Genomic DNA, 20,544 nt, shown 5'->3' with positions numbered 1-20,544 from the left:
GAAGTAAAGCTACATTCATCGATAACAAGGAGGATATAGGATGCAATTAGATATTATTGGAGATGTGCATGGATGCTTTGACGAGCTTTTGGAATTGCTGGAAACACTTGAATATCGCCAAATGAACAGCCTCTATTCTCACCCGGAAGGTAACAAGCTTGTATTTGTGGGGGATTTAACAGATCGCGGTCCAAATTCCATAGCTGTTATCCAGCTTGTTTATCAATTAGTTATAGAGCAGGAAATTGCCTATTATGTACCGGGAAATCACTGCAATAAGCTCTACCGTTATTTTTTAGGAAACCGGGTACAGGAAAAACATGGCTTAGAAACAACCATTGCTGAATGGAAAAGATTAAAAGAAGATCAAAAAAAGAACATTCAGGAAAAGTTTATGACACTTTACGAGAATGCTCCTTTATATTTATATTTTGAAAACCTGCAGTTAGTGGTGGCCCACGCAGGGATTAAAGAAAATTTAATCGGACAGATGAATTCCAATACAAAGACTTTTGTTCTCTATGGAGATATTACTGGTAAAACAGATCATCGGGGCCGCCCCATTCGCCGGGATTGGGCAAAGCACTACAAAGGAAACCCCTGGATTGTTTATGGGCATACACCAGTTTTAGAACCGCGTCAAATTAACCGGACAATTAATATAGATACAGGCTGTGTCTTCGGAAATAAACTGACTGCTTTCCAATTTCCAAAACAGAGGATTGTTTCTGTTTCATCTAAACAAGCCTTTCAGCCTGATCGTTTCACAGATTTCACTGCTGATTAACGGATAAATGTTCTTTACACGCAGTCATATCCAATGGAAGCTCACAGTTAAGTTTAATTCTTTTATTCAAGAAAGGATGCAGCCACTCTATTTCTGCACAATGCAACGCCTGACGGGAAATAACCTCTGTTTTTCCTCCATAGAGATCATCACCGAGCAGCGGATGGCCAAAATAACTGAAATGAACACGAATTTGATGCGTCCGGCCGGTTTTCAGCTGAACACGCAATAGAGAAGCTCCGGAAAGGATTGACAATGTCTGATAGTCCGTAACTGCTTCTTTCCCGTCCCTCCAATTTACTTCCCGTTCTATTATCGAGGTTTTCTTGCGGGCAATTGGTGCATTTATAATCCCTGCAGCTGGATTCATTTCCCCTGTAATGATTGTTTCATATATACGGTGAATTTGATTCTTTTTTTGTGCCTCTGACAACAAAGCGTGAACATAGCGATTTTTTGCAATTAAAACAAGACCAGATGTGTCTTTGTCTAATCTGGTTACGATATGTACCGTTGCCGGATGACCAGTTGATTGATAATAAGCCTGAATTCCATTGGCTAACGAATATTGACGGTCATTCATAGAAGGGAGACATGCCTGGCCGGCCGGCTTATTTAATACTAAATGATCTTCATCCTCATACATAATTGCCAGGTCCATTTCCGTTGCCTCAATACTGCCGGAAGCTTCTTCCGGAAAAATAACGGTTAATTGATCATTTACCTGCAGTGTTTCTGTTATATAACTGTCCTCTGCATTAATTAAAAATTTGCCGCCATCTTGTTTCATGGCAGTCAGCAGTCTTCTTGAAAAACCTTGTTTTTTCTGTAAAAAATCCTTAATGGTAAGCTTGGCGTCCGTTTGATCAATCACCCAGATTTTTTGTATGCTTGCAGTCACCTAGTCCACCTCAGTAACAAATGAATCTCTCACGCGATGCCAAAAAGGAAATTGTCTGAATCGGGCAAAGCGTATTTTATCCTTTGCCACACGGCATTGAATCGATTTGACTTCATGATAATTTTTCGTGAAATGGTCGATTTGAATTAAGAAGGAATTATCAACCATCGGCTTTAAAAAACAGGTATGATGTTTAGGCAGGACTAATGGTGAACCGATAGTACGGAAAACACGGTTATTGATCGAAGCATTCTCCGTTATTTGAATTGCTTCTAAGGATGGATGAATAATCGCCCCTCCGAGTGCCTTATTATAAGCGGTACTTCCAGAAGGTGTGGATATACAAATCCCGTCCCCGCGGAATGTTTCGAAATGCTCGCCCTTCAATTCCACATCTAATACAACAGATGATCCATCTGCTGTTTTAATCATTGCTTCGTTTAAAGCAAGATGCCTGTCTTCCTTTTTACCTAAGTCATCCCGGATGATTACTTCCATTAATGGATATTCTACAGTTTGAAATGGTGTCCTTGCAATCTCAACCAAGAGCTTCTCCACTTCTTCCTGCGTCCAATCCGTATAAAACCCTAAATGTCCGGTATGGACCCCAATAAAAGCTGTTTCCTTTAAACGATGAGTGTAACGATGGAAAGCCTCTAAAAAGGTTCCGTCACCGCCAACTGAAATGGCCAAATCAGGCTCTTCTTTATCATATTCCAATCCATAAGACTCCAAATATTGCCGCATCATGTTTTTTATTTTATTTGAACGCTTGTCTCCTCTAGAAACAATTTTAAACTTCATTATATTTTCCCATCCTTTATCTATGATTTACGATGAAAAACACGTTGAGCTTCATGGATTTCGCTTCTGATTTTAGACATTTCTTCATCTAATTTAAATGCAGCCTCGGCAGCTTTTTGCAAACGTAATTTAACCTCTGAAGGTAACTTCCCTTCATACTTATAATTTAAAGAATGCTCATTGGTTGCCCAAAAATTCATCGCAAGTGTACGTATTTGAATTTCCGCTAAAACTATAATTTGACCTCTGACTGTTTCAACTGGATATTCGATAATCATATGATAAGATCTATAACCGCTGTCCTTCTTATGAAAAACATAATCTTTTTCTTCAATAATTTGAAAATCACTGCGTTTTCGCAGCATCTCCACGATGGGATAAATATCATCAACAAATTGACAAACAACTCTTATCCCTGCTATGTCCTGTAATTTATCTAAATTTTCAAGAGGAATCTGTCTTTCCCTCGCCTTTTCAATAATGCTGGGTATCGGCTTTACCCTTCCTGTGACAAATTCAATTGGTGAATTACTGGATTCTCTTTCGTATTCCGAACGAATCCCTTTTAATTTTACTTTTAATTCTTCTACTGCCTGTTTATAAGGCGCTAAAGTTTTTCCCCAGTCCATCGAACCACCCTATATGTAAACTAATATGATCCTCTTTATTTTATCACAGAGTTGCATTAGTACAAAGGAAAGAGGAAATTAAAAAAATGCTGTCTGTATTACAAACTGTTTCCCAAAAAATACAAGCTGACATTTCTATGGATTTAGATCCGCTTTCTCTGTCCGTTATACAACATTGACTATCGCATAGAAGGTTTCTTTTTCCTGTTATGTCATTTAATCTGCTTGTTAACCCTGCCCGCATAGTTATTTTTTGCAATGCTTCACGATACAAGCCATAATAGAGATAATCTAATTTTAGAACTGGAGATTTATGAATGAGCCAAGAAGTAGAAATTGAATTTAAGAACCTGTTAACTATTCAGGAATATAATCTATTAGCTGAGGATTTATTTTCACAGACAGAAATGATAGAGCAGACAAATTATTACTTTGAAACAGATTCCTTTGATTTAAAAGCAAACCAGTCTGCATTACGAATACGTAAAAAGAACGAAACATATACTTTAACATTAAAAGAACCACATCCAGATGGATTGTTAGAGACACATGATACACTGACAAAAAAAGAATTTCTGTCCTGGACTTCCGGCAGACCGACAGAAGCTCCTAATGTAGCAGAACAGTTGAGACAACTATCTGTCGATTTGTCATCCCTAAATTATGCAGGAAGAATGACTACCTTCCGAAAAGAAATACCTTATCAGGATACATTAATTTTTTTAGATAAAAGTATTTATTTAGATACCGAGGATGCTGAGCTGGAATTAGAAGCAGCTTCAAAACACTATGGAGAAGAAGTTTTTAACAGCTTATTAGCAAACTATCAAATCCCTGTCCGGGAAACTCCTGCTAAAATAGCACGTTTTTTCCATCAAAAACAGAGAACTTCTTTGTAGACGAAGATTATTTATAACCCGGTATTTATTCTCAGTAAACAACAATTATTATGTATCTATTATAATAACTAATAAGACAGTATCATTCTGTTACGATACAGATTATTTGATGAAGTGAATCCATCTTGCTACAATATTATTACAAGGAGCACTAATTATGAAACAATTTAAAAGAGAAACTGTATATAATGGAATTGGCGGTTATAAGAAGATGGAGGAGATTGTGGAAACATTCTATGGATATGTTAAACAAAATCCTGTTCTGATACCACTATTTCCAGAAGACCTGACAGAAACAATGCACAAACAAAAATTATTTCTTATACAATTTTTTGGCGGGCCCAGACTGTATGAAGAAGAACGCGGACACCCTATGCTAAGAAGACGGCACCTCCCTTTTCCAATAACACCAAGTGCCAGAGACGCCTGGTTGGCTTGTATGAATCAGTCACTAATAGAAAATAAAGTAGAAGAACCATATTATACGGAAATGATTGAGCGTTTGACATTGACCGCCAATCATATGATGAACACCCCTGAATCTTAGAAAGGAGCATTCAAAATGAATGGGAATCAACAAGAACTATCATCTTCTAATCAAATAGACCCTGCTTTTAACTACATGAAATATGTGCAAAAACCGATTGAAATGTATGTTTTTATTGATCCATTATGTTCTGAATGCTGGGCACTGGAGCCTTATCTAAAAAAATTGTCTGTTGAATATGGCCGTTTTTTTACGATAAAGCATGTGATCAGTGGACAACTAACTGCATTAAATCCAAATGGATTAAATAAAATCAAACAAAAAAAACCGTCCGGCTTAGCTTCTTTTTCAACCAGCCACGAAGGCATTGATTATCCTTGGGTTCCTGCTCTTGCTATTAAAGCTGCAGAATTACAGGGAAAAAAAGCCGGAAAACAATTTATCCGAAAAATACAGGAGACTTTGTTTTTTAATAAACAGAATATCTGTAATGAAGAAATTCTATTAAAATGTGCAGTAGATGCAGCCTTAGATTTAGAAGAATTTCAGAAAGACCTGTTCTCTGAAACTTCCAAACGTGCATTGCAATGTGATTTGAAGCTTGCACGTGAGATGGAAGTAGATTATACGCCTACCATTGTTTTATTTAACCAGGAAGTGGAAGATGACGGCGTAAAACTTTCCGGTCTTTATCCATATGATATATATGAATTTGTGTTAATAGAAATTTTACAGCGCACACCGATTCCATCCGTGAAACCTTCTTTAATTAACTATCTGAAGCTGCAGCAGACAGTAGGGACAAGGGAAGTCTCCGTTATCTATGACTGGTCTATTGACCAAACAGAAAAAGAATTGAAAAAATTGCAGTTCCAGCAAATTATTGAAAGAATACCAGAAAAGAATGAATCTTATTGGAGATATCTCGGGACGATGTAAATAGTGATTGATACAAGCAGATTTAACAGGCCTGTTGAATGCATTTATTTTTCTTCTAATACTATAAATAAAAACCTGATCCGGATGAGAAGAAGCCTGGATCAGGTTTTTATTTATTAGCACAAAAAAAGATACACGGGGCAGCGTGTATCTTTTTTTCCGTCTTTGTATAATTACAAAGGGGGGATGGGAGAAAGTTTCATGATCAAACAAAAGGGGTATTTGTTTGTAATCAACTTACAATTATATTTTAGCAAGTTCCTTTTCAAATTTCAATAACTTTGTTCATCTTTTCACAAAATATTCACTTCTAAGAGAAATAACTCGGACATATAATTCAATACATAGAAACCAAAGTCATTTTTTAATAAAGGAGGGTTCCTTATGCGTCGCAATTACTTTCCTCTCTTATTTGTATTATTAGTTATCCTTGCCTTTTTCTTCAATTTATTAGGATTTATGAATATGGTCCCAATTTATATAACGCTCCCTTTGTTACTCGCGTCAATTTATTGTATGCTTTCTTCCATTGCGTATCAGAACACAAAAGGATATCGGCGATAAGATTAAAAATGAGATCAACTATATGTCAAACGGCCAGGCAAGCTTCATTGCTCATCTGGCCGTTTGGTGTTCGTACGCAGTTATTCGTAATTAAAAAGTTGTATTTCAACAACCGACAATCTTTTATTTATTCAGCAGCTCTTCCATTTCCGTCAATTTTTCTTCAAAGACATCCAGAGCATCTAAAATAGCTTGTTTATGTGTCATATCTACACCAGCTTTTTTCAATACATCAATAGGGTCTTCGCTGCTTCCTGATTTCAGGAAACCTAAATAACGATCTACAGCCCCTTCTTCTCCATCCAGAATCTGTTTAGATAATGCAGTAGCTGCAGAGTATCCTGTTGCATATTGATATACATAATAATTCATGTAAAAATGCGGGATACGTGCCCATTCCAAACCAATTTTCTCATCACTTACAACATCTTCTCCATAATACTTTTTATTTAAATCGTAATAAATTTCTGTCAGCCTGTCAGCAGTTAATGCTTCCCCGTTTTGAGCCAATACATGAATATCATGTTCAAACTCAGCAAACATAGTCTGACGGAATACAGTCCCGCGGAAGCCTTCTAAAAAGTGATTTAGAATATACAGCTTTTCTTTTTCATCATCAAGATGCTCGAGTAAATAATCGTTTAATAAGGCTTCATTAGTGGTAGAAGCCACCTCTGCTACAAAGATAGAATAATTTCCATAGCGGAACGGCTGATTCTTTCTGGAATAGTAGCTGTGTACAGAATGTCCAAGCTCATGAGCCAGCGTAAATGTATTATTCACATCATCCTGCCAGTTCAAAAGAATATATGGATTCGTTCCATACGTTCCGGATGAATATGCGCCGCTGCGCTTCCCTTTATTTTCCTCTACGTCAATCCATCGTTCACCAAAAGCCTCTTCTAAAATACCTGCATATTCCTCGCCTAAAGGCTTGAGACCTTCCTGTACATATTTTTTCGCTTCATCATAAGTAACAGGCATTTTCACATCTTTGACTAACGGTGTGTATAAATCATACATATGCAGCTCATCTACACCAAGAATTTTCTTTCTTAATTTTGCGTAACGGTGTAATAATGGTAATTTTTCATGAACTGCTTCGATTAAATTATCATATACTTCTTCAGGAATATGATTATTATCTAAAGCTGCCTGGCGTGCACTTTCATAATTGCGAACCTTCGCATTGAAATTATGTGATTTTACTTCTCCACTCAATGTAGAAGCAAATGTATTTTTAAATGAACCATACGTGTCATACATTGCATTGAAGGCCTGCTCACGCACGCTCCGGTCGGATGATTCTAAAAAGGTAGAGTATCTGCCGTGTGTCAGTTCTACTTCTTCTCCATCTTCATTTGTGATGGACGGGAAGGTCAAATCTGCATTATTCAGCATACTGAACGTTTGTGATATTGCCCCAATCGGTTCGTCTGCTTCCGCAAGCAATACCTCTTCCTTCTCGCTCAACACATGCGGACGGCTGCGGTTAATATCATCCAATACCTTTTTATAATTTTGAAGCTCTTTATTTTCTTCTACAAATTGCTTAAGCTGTTCTTCCGGTATTTCCAGGATTTCTGGTACAAGAAAACTAAATTGGCTGGATGCAGCAGTCAGCAGATTTTCTGCTTGAGCATTTAAGCCCTGATAAAAAGAATTTGTTGTATCCTGATCTGTACGCAAATGCCCATAAACATACAGCTTACCCAGACGCTCTGATAACTCATCCTGCAACTGGAATGCTTCTAATAGCGTATCCGAGGAGGTATTTAATTTTCCTTTATACGCTGCCAATTTTGAAATATCATTTTTTAAGCTTTGGAATTCTTCTTTCCACTTCTCGTCTGTTTCAAAAATATCCTCCAAACGCCAGGTTAATTCTTCAGGTATTTCATCACGCTTTGGTAATTGCTTTGTTGCTTTTGCCATACGATTATTGCCTCCCTTTTTTACAAATGAACAGTATTTTCAGTATTTGACTCATCTCAGGATGCTAATTTAAAAAGTTATACTGTTTTTATTCTTCTTATTTAGTATAACGAAATAAGTGGTAATCATGCTCGTAATTTGCTTTTTTTTCCGTAAAAAATTGGTTAAAAAAAGATTGATCTCCTAAAAAGGCTTGTTCTTGAGAGGAATAATACATGATCTCCCTGTTTGTTCGAAGAATCGTGGAGGATTGTATGTCAATATAGCCTGATTGCTGCAGCTGTCTCAGGTAATTATCGAGCGCATCGGAAAAATCTGAGTTTTCTTTGCTGTAAAATGAGTAAAGTACGTTTTTCAGCACGGCTATATCAATTCTGTCGCCTGCTTTTAAACCCGCTATACAGCAAACATATAGTTCTGTTTGCCATTTATAGTATGGGACAGCAGTTGAAGCCTGATAAGGAACAGGTAAAAAACAAATACTGGGCAAATGCTGAAAGAGATAGCCTCTTCTATATAACCATTTACGCAGTTTAAATATATCTCCATAGAAATCGTCTACTTTTGTACGTCGGCGAGATATCATTTTTGCCCAAACGGCTGCAAAGTTCTCTGGTTTTTTTTCTTTTTGAAAGAGGTGCTTAAAATGAAGTTTATGAAGGGGATACACCAGCAGTTTTGCGAAGAGCCTTGAGGCTTGAAGTGGATATAAATGATGAAGTACAGCGATTTCTGATATGAAGGGGTCATAAAAGAATAATTGTGGGTAATCCTTTTGTGGTGAAGAGCGGATAAATACATCCAAAAACTGATTAAGCTGAAACATATACGCTCCTTTTTGTTTCAAATATTTTGCTCCTAATATCCAAACCGGCTTAATCCCTAACGACTTATAGCCTTGTATCCGACTTAACACTACCTCTTTTGGTATTCTGGAGCACTGAAATTCTACAGCTATTTTCTTCCCGCCAACGTTAACAAAAATATCAGCTCTTTGGGAAATTTCCGGGAAATAGGCTTCTAATTCTACCTGCATATTAAAGCGGTTTAACCAATTAAATAATTGCAGCTTTCCTTTTTCATGATACGGCCCTTCTCCGCCTCCTGTCAACAGACATTCTGTGTTTGGTAAATGCGCAAAATGGGCTGTGACTCTTTCTCCCGACCGGATAATTACTCTTTCCTTACATACTGGACAATAAAATAGATCTTTTTCCTGTTTCCAATCTGCCACCTTTTCCAGTGAATATCGGAAGAGCAGGATAGATTCTCCTTTTTTATTTATAGCCCGCTGCAATTTTTATCACCTCCAATACTATGTATTTCGACAGCATTCCTTCTTTTCCTGCTAAAACAGAAAAAATTTATTTATACTACAGCATAGACTGGATAGCGGCATGTTTTTCTTTTCAAACGTATGCTGAACGATGTTGAGTAAAAAAACATAAGAAAAACCTACAACAAATCGTTTCGTATGATTTCTTGTAGGCCTTATATTATACGTCTTTAGGAAAATACTGACGAACCTGTTCAAACGCATCACTTTCCATAATTCTCTTTCCATACTCTTCAAGCAAATGAACAGAAATAGACGAATCTGTAGCAAATTCAAGTACCTGGCTGATGACATCTTCCTGACGATGTTCATCTAATACATCATAAGAAAATTCGATATATAAATAGTATTTGTCATTGTAGGAATATAAAGTTTCTTCTCCAAAATCACTTACATTCTGCAGCTGGTGACTAAGCTGAATCATATTCTCAAATTCTTCAAATTCTACAATAATCCATAAATTCTCTTCCCTCAAATCATCCGTTTTCTCGTCTTCATCTTCATCTTCTTTTTTGCTATCCCCAAACTTCTCATCTAAAATATTTTCAAGCTGATCGTCTACTGGTAAATCAATATTCCCATCCTCTGTTTCCAGTTCGAGATGTTCGCCATTTTTTGAGACTTTTGCTTTTGTAACAATAATTTCAAGTCCTTTTTCCATGGCTTGAACTTGTATCCAAAGCGGCCCGTCAGGATTAAAATCTTCACGATAATTTACTTCATCCATCATCTGCCAAAATAATTGCTCGCTTCTTTCACGATTGTACCAAATTTCTTCTTTTTCAAAACCGAGTTCTTCTATATCAACGTAAGAAATATAAAATTTAATGGTATTTTCATTAATTCTTTCTATCTCCACAGTAAGCTCCCCCTTGTCATTAAGATAGAATCATCTCCTGCATGTTCATCTTACACAATGCCTGAGCCGACAGCATGTAATCAATCAATATTTATATAATGGATGTACCCAAATCAGTATATTCCTAATCATGAATTCCTTTTATCATATTGTATGCAAAAATGCAATCCACAAGAAATGAATATGCCTAGTTATCATTAATTTTCTGAAAAAACAGTTGATGTTCCCGAATATTTCCTGCTAAATATCAATGTGTTCACACTTTTTATTTAGTTAGTTATTCTAACGTATTTCAGGTGTTTTGTCATTTATCAGGGCTTTTTCATTAGAAAAAAGATTTTTGTTTTCTGCTAAAAAGAATTGCTGCTTCGGAAAGGTTGTCCTATTACAGCCTTCGGGGATTTACATTTCAGGTGCAGGAGTCTAAAAAAGGATCTCCCCAAAAAGCATTCTCTTTTAGTTCATACTCATAAGTAAAGGCACAGAAAAAATCTGCGCCTTCTTTTATTTATTTATTTTTTTATTATTAATTAACCATTCGCTGCGCTTCACGCAATTGGAAAGTTCTTACTGTCCTTGGTAAGAAACGACGAATTTCATCTTCGTTGTAACCAACCTGCAGCCTTTTTTCATCTAAAATAATAGGACGGCGTAATAAGCCGGGATTTTCTTGAATTAAATTAAATAAATCTTTCATAGGCAGCTGATCAATATTTACATTCAACTTTTGAAAAACCTTCGACCTTGTTGAAATAATCTCATCTGTTCCATCCTCAGTCATACGCAATATCTCTTTAATTTCATCGAGAGATAAAGGCTCAGAAAAGATATTACGTTCTGTAAAAGGAATATTATGCTCTTCCAGCCATGCTTTTGCTTTTCTACATGAAGTACAGCTTGGTGAGGTATAAAGTGTTACCATAAAACTTCACTCCTCAATCTATTTTATATTTTCGACAATCCTACCTGACTTTATTAAATAATAATAAGTCTAATCTATATGTACTTATTATACACCAAATATCTAATAAAAGGTAGGGGGTGCGATAAAATGATTTATTTAATTTATCCTACCGCTTCTCACATATTTTAAGATTCCCTTATCCAATTGATAATAAACATATTTTTATAAATAAATTCCTGTTGTATAAATATCCGCTTAAATTAATCTGCCTATTCTCCCTTTATGTCAATCTTTATCCTTCTTTTAACATTTTTTAATTGAAAACGTTTTATCAAAAAACTTTTATAAATATACTTGCTTTTTTATCAAATGAACATTATGATATTTAACATAACTTTTCATGTTAGGTTTTATGACATTTGTTTTAAAGGGGGATATTCATTGAAAAAGGTGGAAGCAATTATACGACCAGAGAAATTTCAAGATTTACGGGAAAGATTAGCATCTATCGGGTTCGACGGTTTGACAGTAACAGAGGTAGCTGGAACTGGTAAGCAAAAAGGAAAGGTCGGGGTATATCGCTCTACGGAGTTTGAGGTCACCTTACTTTCCAAGCTAAAAGTGGAATTAGTTGTTTCTGAGGAAAGAGTAGATGATATTGTCCGTCACATTATGGATGCTTGTAAAACAAATCAGATTGGTGATGGAAAAATTTTTATCTCTCCAATTGAGCAGGTAATTCGAATTCGTACTGGAGAAACTGGAACAAAGGCAATTCATTAAATTTCAGGAGGAAATCGTATGTTCAAAAAGACCTTTATATCAGCCATCTTATTATTTTTATTTGTCACACCAGCATATGCTGCTGCGCCAACTGCAGAATCGTTAGAACTGTCCATTAACCTAGTATGGGTAATGCTTGGGGCTTTTTTAGTTTTCTTTATGCATGCAGGCTTTGCAATGGTTGAATCAGGATTTACCCGTTCTAAAAATACATTGAATATTTTAATGAAAAACTTTTTAACAATTTGCATTGCTTCTATTCTGTTTTTTACAGCCGGATACGGAATTATGTTCGGCTCCTCTGCAGGGTCTTTTATCGGAACCGATGGTTTCCTGTTAAGAGGGGTAGATGATATTGGGTTCTTTGTCTTCCAAGCTATGTTTGTTGCAACTTGCGCAACCATTATGTCTGGAGCAGTTGCTGAGCGGATAAAATTAGGCAGCTATACGCTTATTGTTATTGTAATGACTCTATTCATTTATCCAGTAACCGGACACTGGATCTGGCAAGGAGATGGCTGGTTAACCGCTCTTGGATTCAGTGATTTTGCCGGCTCTACAGTAGTCCATTTAACTGGAGCAATTGCAGCATTCATGGTTGTATTCATTCTTGGACCAAGAATTGGGAAATATAATGGTAAAAAAGTTAATGTTATCCCGGGACACAACTTGCCGTTAGGAGCACTTGGTGTATTTATTCTATGGTTAGGATGGTTTGGGTTCAACGGAGGCAGTACACTGGCTGCTGATCCTTCTCTTGTCCCGAATGTTATTGGTACTACTTTATTATCTACATCTGCCGCATTGGTATCCTCTGCTTTTTATACGAAAGTGCGTTTTAAAAAAGTGGACGCCTCTCTATCGATGAATGGTGTTTTAGGCGGGTTAGTAGGTATCACTGCAGGAGCGGCAGAAATTTCACTGGGCGGTTCTATTATCGTCGGTCTTGTCTCCGGTATTTTACTTGTAGAAGCAATCCGCTTTATCGACACCAGATTACGGCTTGATGATCCTGTCGGTGCTATTGCAGTCCATGGGGCATGCGGAATTTGGGGTACATTAGCTATCGGATTTTTCTCAATTGATACAGGGTTATTTTACGGAAATGGATTGAGTCAGTTAGGAATCCAGGCAATCGGAATTTTAGCAGTAATTGTTTGGGTATCTGCAACTGTTGGCGGATTTACTTATCTGTTAAACAAAATCTCACCTATCCGTGTTTCTGCTGATGAAGAAAAATCCGGGCTGGATTTTGCTGAACATGGTTCCAGTGCTTATAATTTTAAAGATAGTTATCTCGAAGGAACGACAAACACAAAAGCACCACTGGCTCTGGCCGATCGGCTTAACCACTCCGGAGCAGCTGTGGAAGGCTCGGCAAAACCATAAGTATGAAGAAAAGCTGCAGAACAGATTCTGCAGCTTTTCTTTACTTATTTAACAGGCTTACTATTTTTTCACTTAAAATAGAAGACACCATCTCTTCAAAGGTGGCATTCTCCATTTCCGCTTCACATTTACATTTAATTAGATTTCTTCCGTTTTTGCATACCAGCTAAAAGATTATCTGATTTTTCATCCTCATTATAATGCAGAACCTCTTCAGAAGGCTGATATTTTTTCCCATAAATTTCTTTGTCTTTATATGTATGAATATCTTCATACATTTTTTTCATTTGACCATAAATTACTTCTTCTGAATCATCCTGTGGTGACCAATATAAAATCTCCATAGGTGTTTCTTCATTTGTTGCCAATGACTTGCGGTTATATCCGATAGATCTTGCATGATGAAAATCCTCACGGGAATAAAATTTTAATCTTTTTTCTGTATCGGTATCTTCATAATCAATTGGCTCCACTTCTAAAATAATTGCCTTATTTTTTTCCTTGAGTTTATTCATCAATTGATGGCCAATACCTTGTCCGCGTGTGTTCGATGACACCCATAGATAATCGATAAAAATAAATGTATCAAATTCCGCATACATCAATACATGCTTTGGGCTTTCATCTTTAAAATAGACATCACCCTTTTCTTCCAGCAATAACTCCATATGCTTCTTCGATTTCATTTCTTCTACCGGAAAATAATCGTTCAGTTTTTCATACCAATTCATTCAGGTTGCTCCTTTTCGATTATTGTCGTTTCATTATAACCGATATCATTTTAATTGTGAAATGATACCGGGGGAAGAGGATAGAAAAGAGATTGCCTGATAACAATAGCAAAAAAGGATACCTCCAGAGTAATAAAAAGCTGCAGAGCATGCCCTGCAGCTTTTATTACTCATCTTTACCAATTAAATAATCTACATTCTCTGTATAATTATTACCTGCGTTCCATAATAAATATTCATCGATACCATTCTCATACAACGCCTTAATTTGTGCTTCTACTTCTTCTTTACCGTACTGGAATGTCGGTCCGCTGTATAGCCATGGGGCGCTGAAATCCTGAAGCCATGGACGGGATACCGGCGGATTATCTAAAGCACCCAATACTTCATTTTCCACCTTAGAGTACTCATCGACGAGAGCATATGGTTCTTCATCCGGATTGGAAATTCCAAAGTAAGAACCCCAATGGCTTGGATAAATCATAGATGAAATAATATCCACATTCTCTGAGATTTTCGAGAAGTTTTGACCAATTCCCGGTGTTTCTTCAATTGTTGCAGCATACCCGAAAATATCCACAGATACATCAACATCATAATCGCTTAGTTCCTCATGGGCGTAATCAACAAAATCTGTGACCGCCTGGACACGCTTTTGAGTATTATCCATATCCAAATCTGCATAATCTCCCATGGAGTACTCTAAGTCTTCATCTCTTGTTTCAAAGCCTTCCGGGAAACGGACATAATCAAATTGAATTTCTTTAAAGCCCATTTCTGCTGCCATTTTAGCAATTTCTACATTATACTCCCAGACTTCTTTTTCAAATGGATTGACAAAAGCGTCCCCTTTTCCATTCTTCCATACTTCTCCGTTTTCTTTATAGGATAGATCAGGGCGGGCTTCAGCTAAGATATTATCTTTAAAAACAACAATACGCGCAATTGGATAAATCTCTTCCTCCTCCAATCGTTCCATCATTGCATCAGGATCAGAAATAAATGTTGTTCCTATATCTTCATACACCAATCCTTCTTCAGGAGCAAAAGTGATATGACCGTAATCCTCTTTCACATCAATTACCATTGAGTTTAAATCCGTTGAAGACACCAAATCTATTAAACTTTCCATCTTCTCTCCGCCAGCAGAATTCCCAGTTACATAGATTCCCCGTACTGCATCCGGGTATGTAAAGTTATAATCAGATGTAATGACGAAGCGGCTAAACCGCTGAGACAGATCAATTTCTGTTAAACCGGTCGTTCGTTCTTTATGCGATTTTGCTTCAACATCCACCCCATCCTCTGCATGAACTACATTTGCTTGTCCCAGCCCGGTAAATGCCGCACCAGCAACAGCAAAGCTTACTAACAGGCTCTTCCATTTCCTCATCCAATCAATCTCCTACATATGTATTTTAATATTAGTATAAAGGAATGATAGTATTTTTTAAAAGGAAAACTCGAAAAAAGTGGAAAAAAGTTTTATTTTAGAATAGGACCTTACATTTTGTCATTTTCCAAATACTTGCATAGACTGCTTGCAATTTGTCAAAAATAAATTTATAATATACTTAATTTAATATGAGAAGCATTGAAGAAGTTATAGTACATCTTTCCCGCTGATTTTTAGAGAGCTTGTGGTGCTGCAAACAAGTATCAAGGTAAGATGGAATTGGGCTTTGGAGCTTTATTTTAACAATGAAGTGATTCTATTTATAGAATAATCAGGGTGGCAACGCGGTTCATTCGTCCCTATTTTTTGGGAATGAGTGGGCTTTTTTTATTGCCTGGGAAATACTTCAACCAATCCCAGCTTATATCAAGTAAAGGACATTGTTTCTTTGAAAAATGCTCCAGTCAGCTGAAGCATGAATAACAAATATCTTTTCTGCTTTTAAATAAATGAATGAGGTGAAGACATTGCAAACTATTTTTTCAGGAATTCAACCCAGCGGTACATTAACTTTGGGCAACTATTTAGGAGCCCTTCAACAATTTGTCGAATTACAGGATGAATATGATTGTTATTTCTGTATTGTCGATGAGCATGCAATAACGGTTCCACAGGACCGGTTAGCTTTAAGAAAGAACATTAAATCATTAGCTGCTCTTTACTTAGCTTCGGGAATTGATTCAAATAAAGTAACACTTTTTGTCCAATCAGAGGTTTCAGAGCATACACAGCTGGCTTGGATTTTACAATCCATTAACTATGTCGGCGAGCTGGAAAGAATGACACAGTATAAAGACAAGTCAAAAGGACAGGAAGCAGTCTCTTCTGCTTTATTAACCTATCCTACACTGATGGCTGCAGATATCTTGCTATATAACACCAATGTCGTCCCTGTAGGAGATGATCAAAAGCAGCACTTAGAGCTGACTCGTAATTTAGCGCAGCGCTTTAACCATCGCTTCAACGATATCTTCACTATTCCAGAAATACGCATCCCTAAAGTCGGTGCCCGTATTATGTCTTTACAGGAGCCCACTAAAAAAATGAGCAAATCTGATACGAATCAGAAAGGCTTTATTTCTATGCTGGATGAGCCAAAACAAATCGAGAAGAAAATTAAAAGTGCTGTCACAGATTCAGAAGGTATCGTAAAATTTGATAAGGAAAATAAGCCGGGTGTCTCCAATTTATTAACGATTCATTCCGTATGTACAGGAGAGTCCATCGAGAGCCTCGAGCAAAAATATGCAGGTAAAGGCTATGGAGATTTTAAACAAGGTGTAGCAGACGCTGTTATCAGTGTTTTAAAGCCAATTCAAGACAGGTACAAGGATTTAGTTGATTCTGAAGAGCTTGATCTTATTCTTGATAAAGGGGCTGAGAAGGCTTCGTTTACTGCCGGAAAGACATTAAAAAAAGCGAAGAAGGCTGTTGGCCTGGGGAGAGTCAGAAAATAAAAATCAAAAACGTTAAACAGGCCTGTTTAAATATGCAGGTGTCTGAACTAAAACTAATGAAAAAATCCAAGGAAACGAAATGTTGCTGTTCCCTTGGATTTTTTTAATTTTGCTTCGACGTATTTTCTTCCGATTCCATTTCAGATTCCCACATTTTTTCCAAAAAAGCCTGTCCACGGATTAGTTTTCTGCAAAGCTCTTCATGAGCTGGGCTCCAGCCATCCTTCAAGCCGTTATACAGCGCCTCCCAAACTTCCTGTTCATTCATATATTTGATAGAAGGGTATTTTTTAGGGTCCCATTCCGTAAGCCAGTATCTCAACTCTTGTTTATTATTTGTTGTCTTTAATTGATCTAAACCAATCATTAACAGCTGCTTAAGCTGACGTTCTCTTCTTGTCAGCCCATGAATAAAAGATGGCGGCATAGACAGCATATGATAATCCTTTTGATAATTCTCATTATTAAATGCATACGTTTTTTGCTCTGCTTTTTCAATCATGCTGTAAACTAATTGTTCCTGTCTTGGAATTAACCTGCTCTTTCTTACAGGAATATAATATCCTGCCGTATCAAAAGCAAGTATTTCCGCACCGTCTGTTACTACAGCAGCATATTCCAGTACCGTTCTTTTTTGACCTTTTCTTATTGTCGCTCTTTTGTAAATACTATCGAGTAAATCTTTCGGGAGTTCACGAATATCGTTTTCAATGTATTCGAAAAGCTCACTCGATATGTACAGCAGCGGAACTTGATCTAATAATTCAATTGAATCAGACTTCCGCCATTCATGGAAGGGGCATACATTATATCCGTTCTCTTCCCCTTCAAACCAATTTACCCAAGCATCATGTAAATATAACATTTCCTAACCCCACCTTATCTTCCATTTAATATCTCTTAGTTCAAAAGAGGAGTATGTTCAAACTTTAGGTCATACTGTGACGTTTATTACTTCCTTTTGAACATGAAGGTTAAAATACATTATGACCATCTCCCATATTTTTATGCGAAATCCCTTATTTTTCTATGTTAAAATGCCGGAGTGAAATCAATAAAAGCAGTAATCCCAAAGGGAAAAAGTAACACTCCAGCCTTCCAGCTATAAAAATAAAATAGTCTGCCCAGGTTAATCCGGCGGGGAGAAAATTGAAATAAGCTATAATCGTAACGCTTCCTGTAACTGTCATTCCAAACCCGACTAAAAATAAAAAGAAAGCCCCCATAGTTTCGCCTCACTTGCTTGTCCATTTACTGTCATTCTATGTGCTTGTCCACCGAAAAATACGAGGTTTTATAAAATCTAAAAAAAGCCTATCTCTTTTTAGAGATAAGCTTCTTATCATTATGCTTCATATTTTTTAAAGATAAGCGCTACATTATGTCCGCCGAAACCTAATGAGTTACTAATTACTGCATTAACTTCCTGTTTTCTGGCTTCATTTGGTACATAATCTAAATCACATTCAGGATCTGGATGTTCATAATTGATTGTTGGAGGAACAATTCCATCAACAATTGCTTTAATGGAAATAATCGCTTCAATAGCTCCCGCCGCTCCCAGTAAGTGACCTGTCATTGATTTGGTTGAAGAAATTGCTAAGCTGGAGGCTTTTTCACCAAAGACAGTTTTAATTGCCTCTGTTTCATATTTATCATTCAAATTCGTGCTTGTTCCATGTGCATTCAGATAATCAATATCATCAGAATTCAGCTCTGCATCATCAATTGCATGCTGCATTGCACGGGCAGCACCTTCTCCATTTTCTGCCGGTGCTGTTATATGGAACGCATCCCCGGTTGCTCCATAACCGACAATTTCTGCATAAATCTTAGCACCGCGCGCCTTGGCAGATTCAAGTGATTCTAAAATAAGAATGCCTGAACCTTCCCCCATTACAAACCCATTTCTTTCTTTATCAAACGGGCGGCTTGCTTTCTTCGGATCTTCTGTCGTGCTTAGCGCTTTTGCAGAAGTAAATCCTGCAAATGCCATGTCACTGATAGGTGCTTCTGTACCACCGGTAATCATTGCATCAGCATCTCCACGCTGAATTACTTTGAAGGCATCTCCAATGGAGTTCGCACCGGAAGAGCAGGCAGTTACGGTACAAGCGTTAATTCCTTTGGCGCCTAATTGAATAGATACTTGTCCTGCAGCCATATCAGGAATCATCATTGGTACGAAAAATGGACTGACACGTTTAGCACCTTTATCCAAAAACTTGGAATGCTGATCCTCCCAAGTCTTCATACCGCCAATGCCGGATCCAATCCAGACACCGATTCGATCTGCATTTTCATCAGTAATTTCTAAATTTGCATCTTCCACTGCCATTTTCGCAGCCGCTACAGCATATTGCGTAAATGGATCCATCTTACGTGCATCTTTCTTCTCCATATACGCAGCCGGATCGAAATCCTTCACTTCTGCAGCTGCTTTAGCTGTGAATAATTCTTTATCCACCTTTGTTACAAAATCAATACCAGACTTCCCGTGAATGATGCTTTCCCACATCGTAGAAACATCATTTCCGACAGGAGTTACTGCCCCAAGCCCAGTTATTACGACTCTTTTTCCCACGATTTATATCCTCCTTTTACTAGATGAGACTTACCTGCCCCAGCGCATCGCAACCGCTCCCCAGGTCAAGCCTCCCCCAAATCCTACTAATACTATTAAATCATTATCTTTTATTTTACCCTCTTTTACTGCTTCAGATAAAGCCATAGGAATCGAAGCAGAAGAATTATTTCCAAAACGTTCAATGGTTTTCGCCATTTTATCCTCGGAAATCCCCAATCGTTCTCTTGCTGCTTCCATGATTCGAATATTTGCCTGATGTGGAACAAGGTAATCAACATCTTCACGGGACAGTCCTATTTTTTCAACAACATTTATTGTAGATTCAGGCATCTGTCTCACTGCAAATTTAAAAACTTCTCTTCCATTCATTATTATATGGTCTTCTTTATTTAAGTAAAGTTCTTTGCCGCCGGCACCATTTGCACCAAGTTCAAATGAAAGTATGCCTTTCCCTTCAGATACCTCACCAATTACTGCTGCTCCGGCGCCATCACCAAATAAAACACATGTGGAACGATCTGTCCAGTCTGTAATTTTAGACAGCTTTTCAGTCCCCACAACGAGTACATTTTTGTATGTACCTGCAGCGATAAATTGATTCGCCGTAATAACACCATACATAAATCCGGCACAGGCTGCACCTATATCCATCGCGGCTGCGTTTACAGCTCCCAATCTATCTTGAATCAGACAAGCAATCGAAGGAAAAGCTGTATCTGGTGTTACTGTTGCTACCAGGATTAAATCAATATCCTCTGCCTTTACATCTGCTTCTTTTAACGCTTCTACGGATGCGTGATACGCCATATCGGAAGTATCAATATCGTCTGTAGCTAACCTTCTTTCAAGGATTCCTGTTCTGGTTCGAATCCATTCATCGTTGGTATCAACAATTTTCTCTAAATCATTATTTGTAACTACATTTGTAGGTAAATAGTGGCCGGTCCCTAAAATACCGATACTCATTTAACCGCGCTCCCCTTCTATATATAACATTACTATCAAACATTATGACTTGGTACTAATTTTAAGCCAAAATGAATTGGATAGCAAGTTACAATTTCGGCTTTCCCAATGAAACCGTACTACCCAATCGC

General features: G+C 37.3%; 20 protein-coding genes and 1 other annotated feature. Of the genes, 7 read left to right on the top strand and 13 right to left on the bottom strand.

Annotated elements, in window-relative coordinates; translation table 11 throughout:
- Positions 1-40: 40 nt before the first annotated feature.
- On the top strand, positions 41-787 hold the full coding sequence (gene prpE, locus BN1068_RS00780) for a bis(5'-nucleosyl)-tetraphosphatase PrpE (protein ID WP_077600942.1): 747 nt from the start codon (positions 41-43) through the stop codon (positions 785-787).
- Here prpE and BN1068_RS00775 read toward each other — a convergent pair.
- The 3 genes from BN1068_RS00775 to BN1068_RS00765 are packed head-to-tail and all read right to left on the bottom strand — an operon-like array spanning position 774 to position 3,121.
- Positions 774-1,688, bottom strand: coding sequence for an RluA family pseudouridine synthase (locus tag BN1068_RS00775; RefSeq protein ID WP_254846680.1), 915 nt, complete (start codon positions 1,686-1,688; stop codon positions 774-776). The two genes, prpE and BN1068_RS00775, sit on opposite strands and share 14 nt — an antisense overlap.
- Positions 1,689-2,492: an NAD kinase gene (locus BN1068_RS00770; protein ID WP_077600941.1), complete on the bottom strand. Its 804-nt coding sequence runs from the start codon at positions 2,490-2,492 to the stop codon at positions 1,689-1,691.
- 20 nt (positions 2,493-2,512) lie between these two features.
- A complete protein-coding gene (locus BN1068_RS00765) occupies positions 2,513-3,121 on the bottom strand; it encodes a GTP diphosphokinase (RefSeq protein WP_077600940.1) in 609 nt (202 codons plus the stop codon).
- A 317-nt stretch (positions 3,122-3,438) separates the two neighbouring features.
- Between BN1068_RS00765 and BN1068_RS00760 the strand changes: the two genes are divergently transcribed.
- The 3 genes from BN1068_RS00760 (at position 3,439) to BN1068_RS00750 (ending at position 5,446) form a co-directional block, all read left to right on the top strand.
- Positions 3,439-4,020 carry a CYTH domain-containing protein gene (locus BN1068_RS00760; protein ID WP_077600939.1) on the top strand — a complete coding sequence of 194 codons (582 nt, stop codon included), beginning with the start codon at positions 3,439-3,441 and terminating at the stop codon, positions 4,018-4,020.
- 157 nt (positions 4,021-4,177) lie between these two features.
- Complete coding sequence (locus tag BN1068_RS00755; protein ID WP_077600938.1) at positions 4,178-4,567, top strand: globin domain-containing protein; 390 nt, start codon at positions 4,178-4,180, stop codon at positions 4,565-4,567.
- 15 nt (positions 4,568-4,582) lie between these two features.
- Entirely contained in the window at positions 4,583-5,446 is an 864-nt protein-coding gene (locus BN1068_RS00750) for a ClpXP adapter SpxH family protein (RefSeq protein ID WP_077600937.1), read from the top strand.
- Between the two features lie 687 nt (positions 5,447-6,133).
- Here BN1068_RS00750 and pepF read toward each other — a convergent pair.
- The 4 genes from pepF to spxA all read right to left on the bottom strand — a co-directional run bounded on the left by pepF (position 6,134) and on the right by spxA (position 11,062).
- Complete coding sequence (gene pepF, locus BN1068_RS00740; protein ID WP_077600935.1) at positions 6,134-7,945, bottom strand: oligoendopeptidase F; 1,812 nt, start codon at positions 7,943-7,945, stop codon at positions 6,134-6,136.
- A gap of 97 nt (positions 7,946-8,042) precedes the next feature.
- Positions 8,043-9,242, bottom strand: a complete 1,200-nt coding sequence (locus BN1068_RS00735; protein WP_077600934.1) for a competence protein CoiA — start codon at positions 9,240-9,242, stop codon at positions 8,043-8,045.
- Between the two features lie 199 nt (positions 9,243-9,441).
- Positions 9,442-10,140, bottom strand: a complete 699-nt coding sequence (mecA, locus tag BN1068_RS00730) for an adaptor protein MecA (protein WP_077600933.1) — start codon at positions 10,138-10,140, stop codon at positions 9,442-9,444.
- A 526-nt stretch (positions 10,141-10,666) separates the two neighbouring features.
- The gene (gene spxA, locus BN1068_RS00725; protein WP_077600932.1) at positions 10,667-11,062 is read right to left on the bottom strand and encodes a transcriptional regulator SpxA; all 396 of its coding nucleotides are present in this window, start codon (positions 11,060-11,062) and stop codon (positions 10,667-10,669) included.
- Between the two features lie 423 nt (positions 11,063-11,485).
- Between spxA and BN1068_RS00720 the strand changes: the two genes are divergently transcribed.
- Both BN1068_RS00720 and BN1068_RS00715 read left to right on the top strand, forming a co-directional pair.
- Positions 11,486-11,827, top strand: coding sequence for a P-II family nitrogen regulator (locus tag BN1068_RS00720; RefSeq protein ID WP_077600931.1), 342 nt, complete (start codon positions 11,486-11,488; stop codon positions 11,825-11,827).
- A gap of 18 nt (positions 11,828-11,845) precedes the next feature.
- Positions 11,846-13,216 carry an ammonium transporter gene (locus BN1068_RS00715; RefSeq protein ID WP_077600930.1) on the top strand — a complete coding sequence of 457 codons (1,371 nt, stop codon included), beginning with the start codon at positions 11,846-11,848 and terminating at the stop codon, positions 13,214-13,216.
- A 134-nt stretch (positions 13,217-13,350) separates the two neighbouring features.
- Here BN1068_RS00715 and BN1068_RS00710 read toward each other — a convergent pair whose 3' ends face one another.
- Positions 13,351-13,947, bottom strand: coding sequence for a GNAT family N-acetyltransferase (locus BN1068_RS00710; protein ID WP_077600929.1), 597 nt, complete (start codon positions 13,945-13,947; stop codon positions 13,351-13,353).
- Positions 13,948-14,113: 166 nt separating this feature from the next.
- Entirely contained in the window at positions 14,114-15,340 is a 1,227-nt protein-coding gene (locus tag BN1068_RS00705; RefSeq protein ID WP_077600928.1) for a putative glycoside hydrolase, read from the bottom strand.
- A gap of 192 nt (positions 15,341-15,532) precedes the next feature.
- Positions 15,533-15,707 (top strand) — a binding site (T-box leader).
- Between the two features lie 163 nt (positions 15,708-15,870).
- On the opposite strand from BN1068_RS00705, the gene trpS reads away from it, so the two are divergent.
- Complete coding sequence (gene trpS, locus BN1068_RS00700; protein WP_077600927.1) at positions 15,871-16,860, top strand: tryptophan--tRNA ligase; 990 nt, start codon at positions 15,871-15,873, stop codon at positions 16,858-16,860.
- Between the two features lie 103 nt (positions 16,861-16,963).
- Here trpS and BN1068_RS00695 read toward each other — a convergent pair whose 3' ends face one another.
- The 4 genes from BN1068_RS00695 to BN1068_RS00680 form a co-directional block, all read right to left on the bottom strand.
- Entirely contained in the window at positions 16,964-17,725 is a 762-nt protein-coding gene (locus BN1068_RS00695; protein ID WP_077600926.1) for a DUF3603 family protein, read from the bottom strand.
- Between the two features lie 154 nt (positions 17,726-17,879).
- On the bottom strand, positions 17,880-18,086 hold the full coding sequence (locus tag BN1068_RS00690; protein WP_077600925.1) for a YuzI family membrane protein: 207 nt from the start codon (positions 18,084-18,086) through the stop codon (positions 17,880-17,882).
- Between the two features lie 119 nt (positions 18,087-18,205).
- Positions 18,206-19,447 (bottom strand): beta-ketoacyl-ACP synthase II, encoded by a 1,242-nt coding sequence (gene fabF / locus BN1068_RS00685; RefSeq protein ID WP_139344690.1) that lies wholly within the window; start codon positions 19,445-19,447, stop codon positions 18,206-18,208.
- A gap of 27 nt (positions 19,448-19,474) precedes the next feature.
- Positions 19,475-20,413: a beta-ketoacyl-ACP synthase III gene (locus BN1068_RS00680; protein ID WP_077600923.1), complete on the bottom strand. Its 939-nt coding sequence runs from the start codon at positions 20,411-20,413 to the stop codon at positions 19,475-19,477.
- Between the last annotated feature and the right edge of the window lie 131 nt (positions 20,414-20,544).

Source organism: Oceanobacillus sojae (assembly GCF_900162665.1).
Classification (GTDB): domain Bacteria; phylum Bacillota; class Bacilli; order Bacillales; family Amphibacillaceae; genus Oceanobacillus; species Oceanobacillus sojae_A.
This window is presented reverse-complemented; position numbering and strand designations above follow the sequence as displayed.

Bases quoted from the DNA above. Each gene is read 5' to 3' on its own strand.
- BN1068_RS00705 (WP_077600928.1), bottom strand. From the start codon at position 15,340: ATGAGGAAATGGAAGAGCCTGTTAGTAAGCTTTGCTGTTGCTGGTGCG.
- spxA (WP_077600932.1), bottom strand. From the start codon at position 11,062: ATGGTAACACTTTATACCTCACCAAGCTGTACTTCATGTAGAAAAGCA.
- BN1068_RS00695 (WP_077600926.1), bottom strand. From the start codon at position 17,725: ATGTTATATTTACATGATGCTTGGGTAAATTGGTTTGAAGGGGAAGAG.
- BN1068_RS00680 (WP_077600923.1), bottom strand. From the start codon at position 20,413: ATGAGTATCGGTATTTTAGGGACCGGCCACTATTTACCTACAAATGTA.
- BN1068_RS00760 (WP_077600939.1), top strand. From the start codon at position 3,439: ATGAGCCAAGAAGTAGAAATTGAATTTAAGAACCTGTTAACTATTCAG.
- BN1068_RS00690 (WP_077600925.1), bottom strand. From the start codon at position 18,086: ATGGGGGCTTTCTTTTTATTTTTAGTCGGGTTTGGAATGACAGTTACA.
- BN1068_RS00710 (WP_077600929.1), bottom strand. From the start codon at position 13,947: ATGAATTGGTATGAAAAACTGAACGATTATTTTCCGGTAGAAGAAATG.
- pepF (WP_077600935.1), bottom strand. From the start codon at position 7,945: ATGGCAAAAGCAACAAAGCAATTACCAAAGCGTGATGAAATACCTGAA.
- BN1068_RS00765 (WP_077600940.1), bottom strand. From the start codon at position 3,121: ATGGACTGGGGAAAAACTTTAGCGCCTTATAAACAGGCAGTAGAAGAA.
- BN1068_RS00715 (WP_077600930.1), top strand. From the start codon at position 11,846: ATGTTCAAAAAGACCTTTATATCAGCCATCTTATTATTTTTATTTGTC.
- BN1068_RS00770 (WP_077600941.1), bottom strand. From the start codon at position 2,492: ATGAAGTTTAAAATTGTTTCTAGAGGAGACAAGCGTTCAAATAAAATA.
- BN1068_RS00755 (WP_077600938.1), top strand. From the start codon at position 4,178: ATGAAACAATTTAAAAGAGAAACTGTATATAATGGAATTGGCGGTTAT.
- prpE (WP_077600942.1), top strand. From the start codon at position 41: ATGCAATTAGATATTATTGGAGATGTGCATGGATGCTTTGACGAGCTT.
- BN1068_RS00750 (WP_077600937.1), top strand. From the start codon at position 4,583: ATGAATGGGAATCAACAAGAACTATCATCTTCTAATCAAATAGACCCT.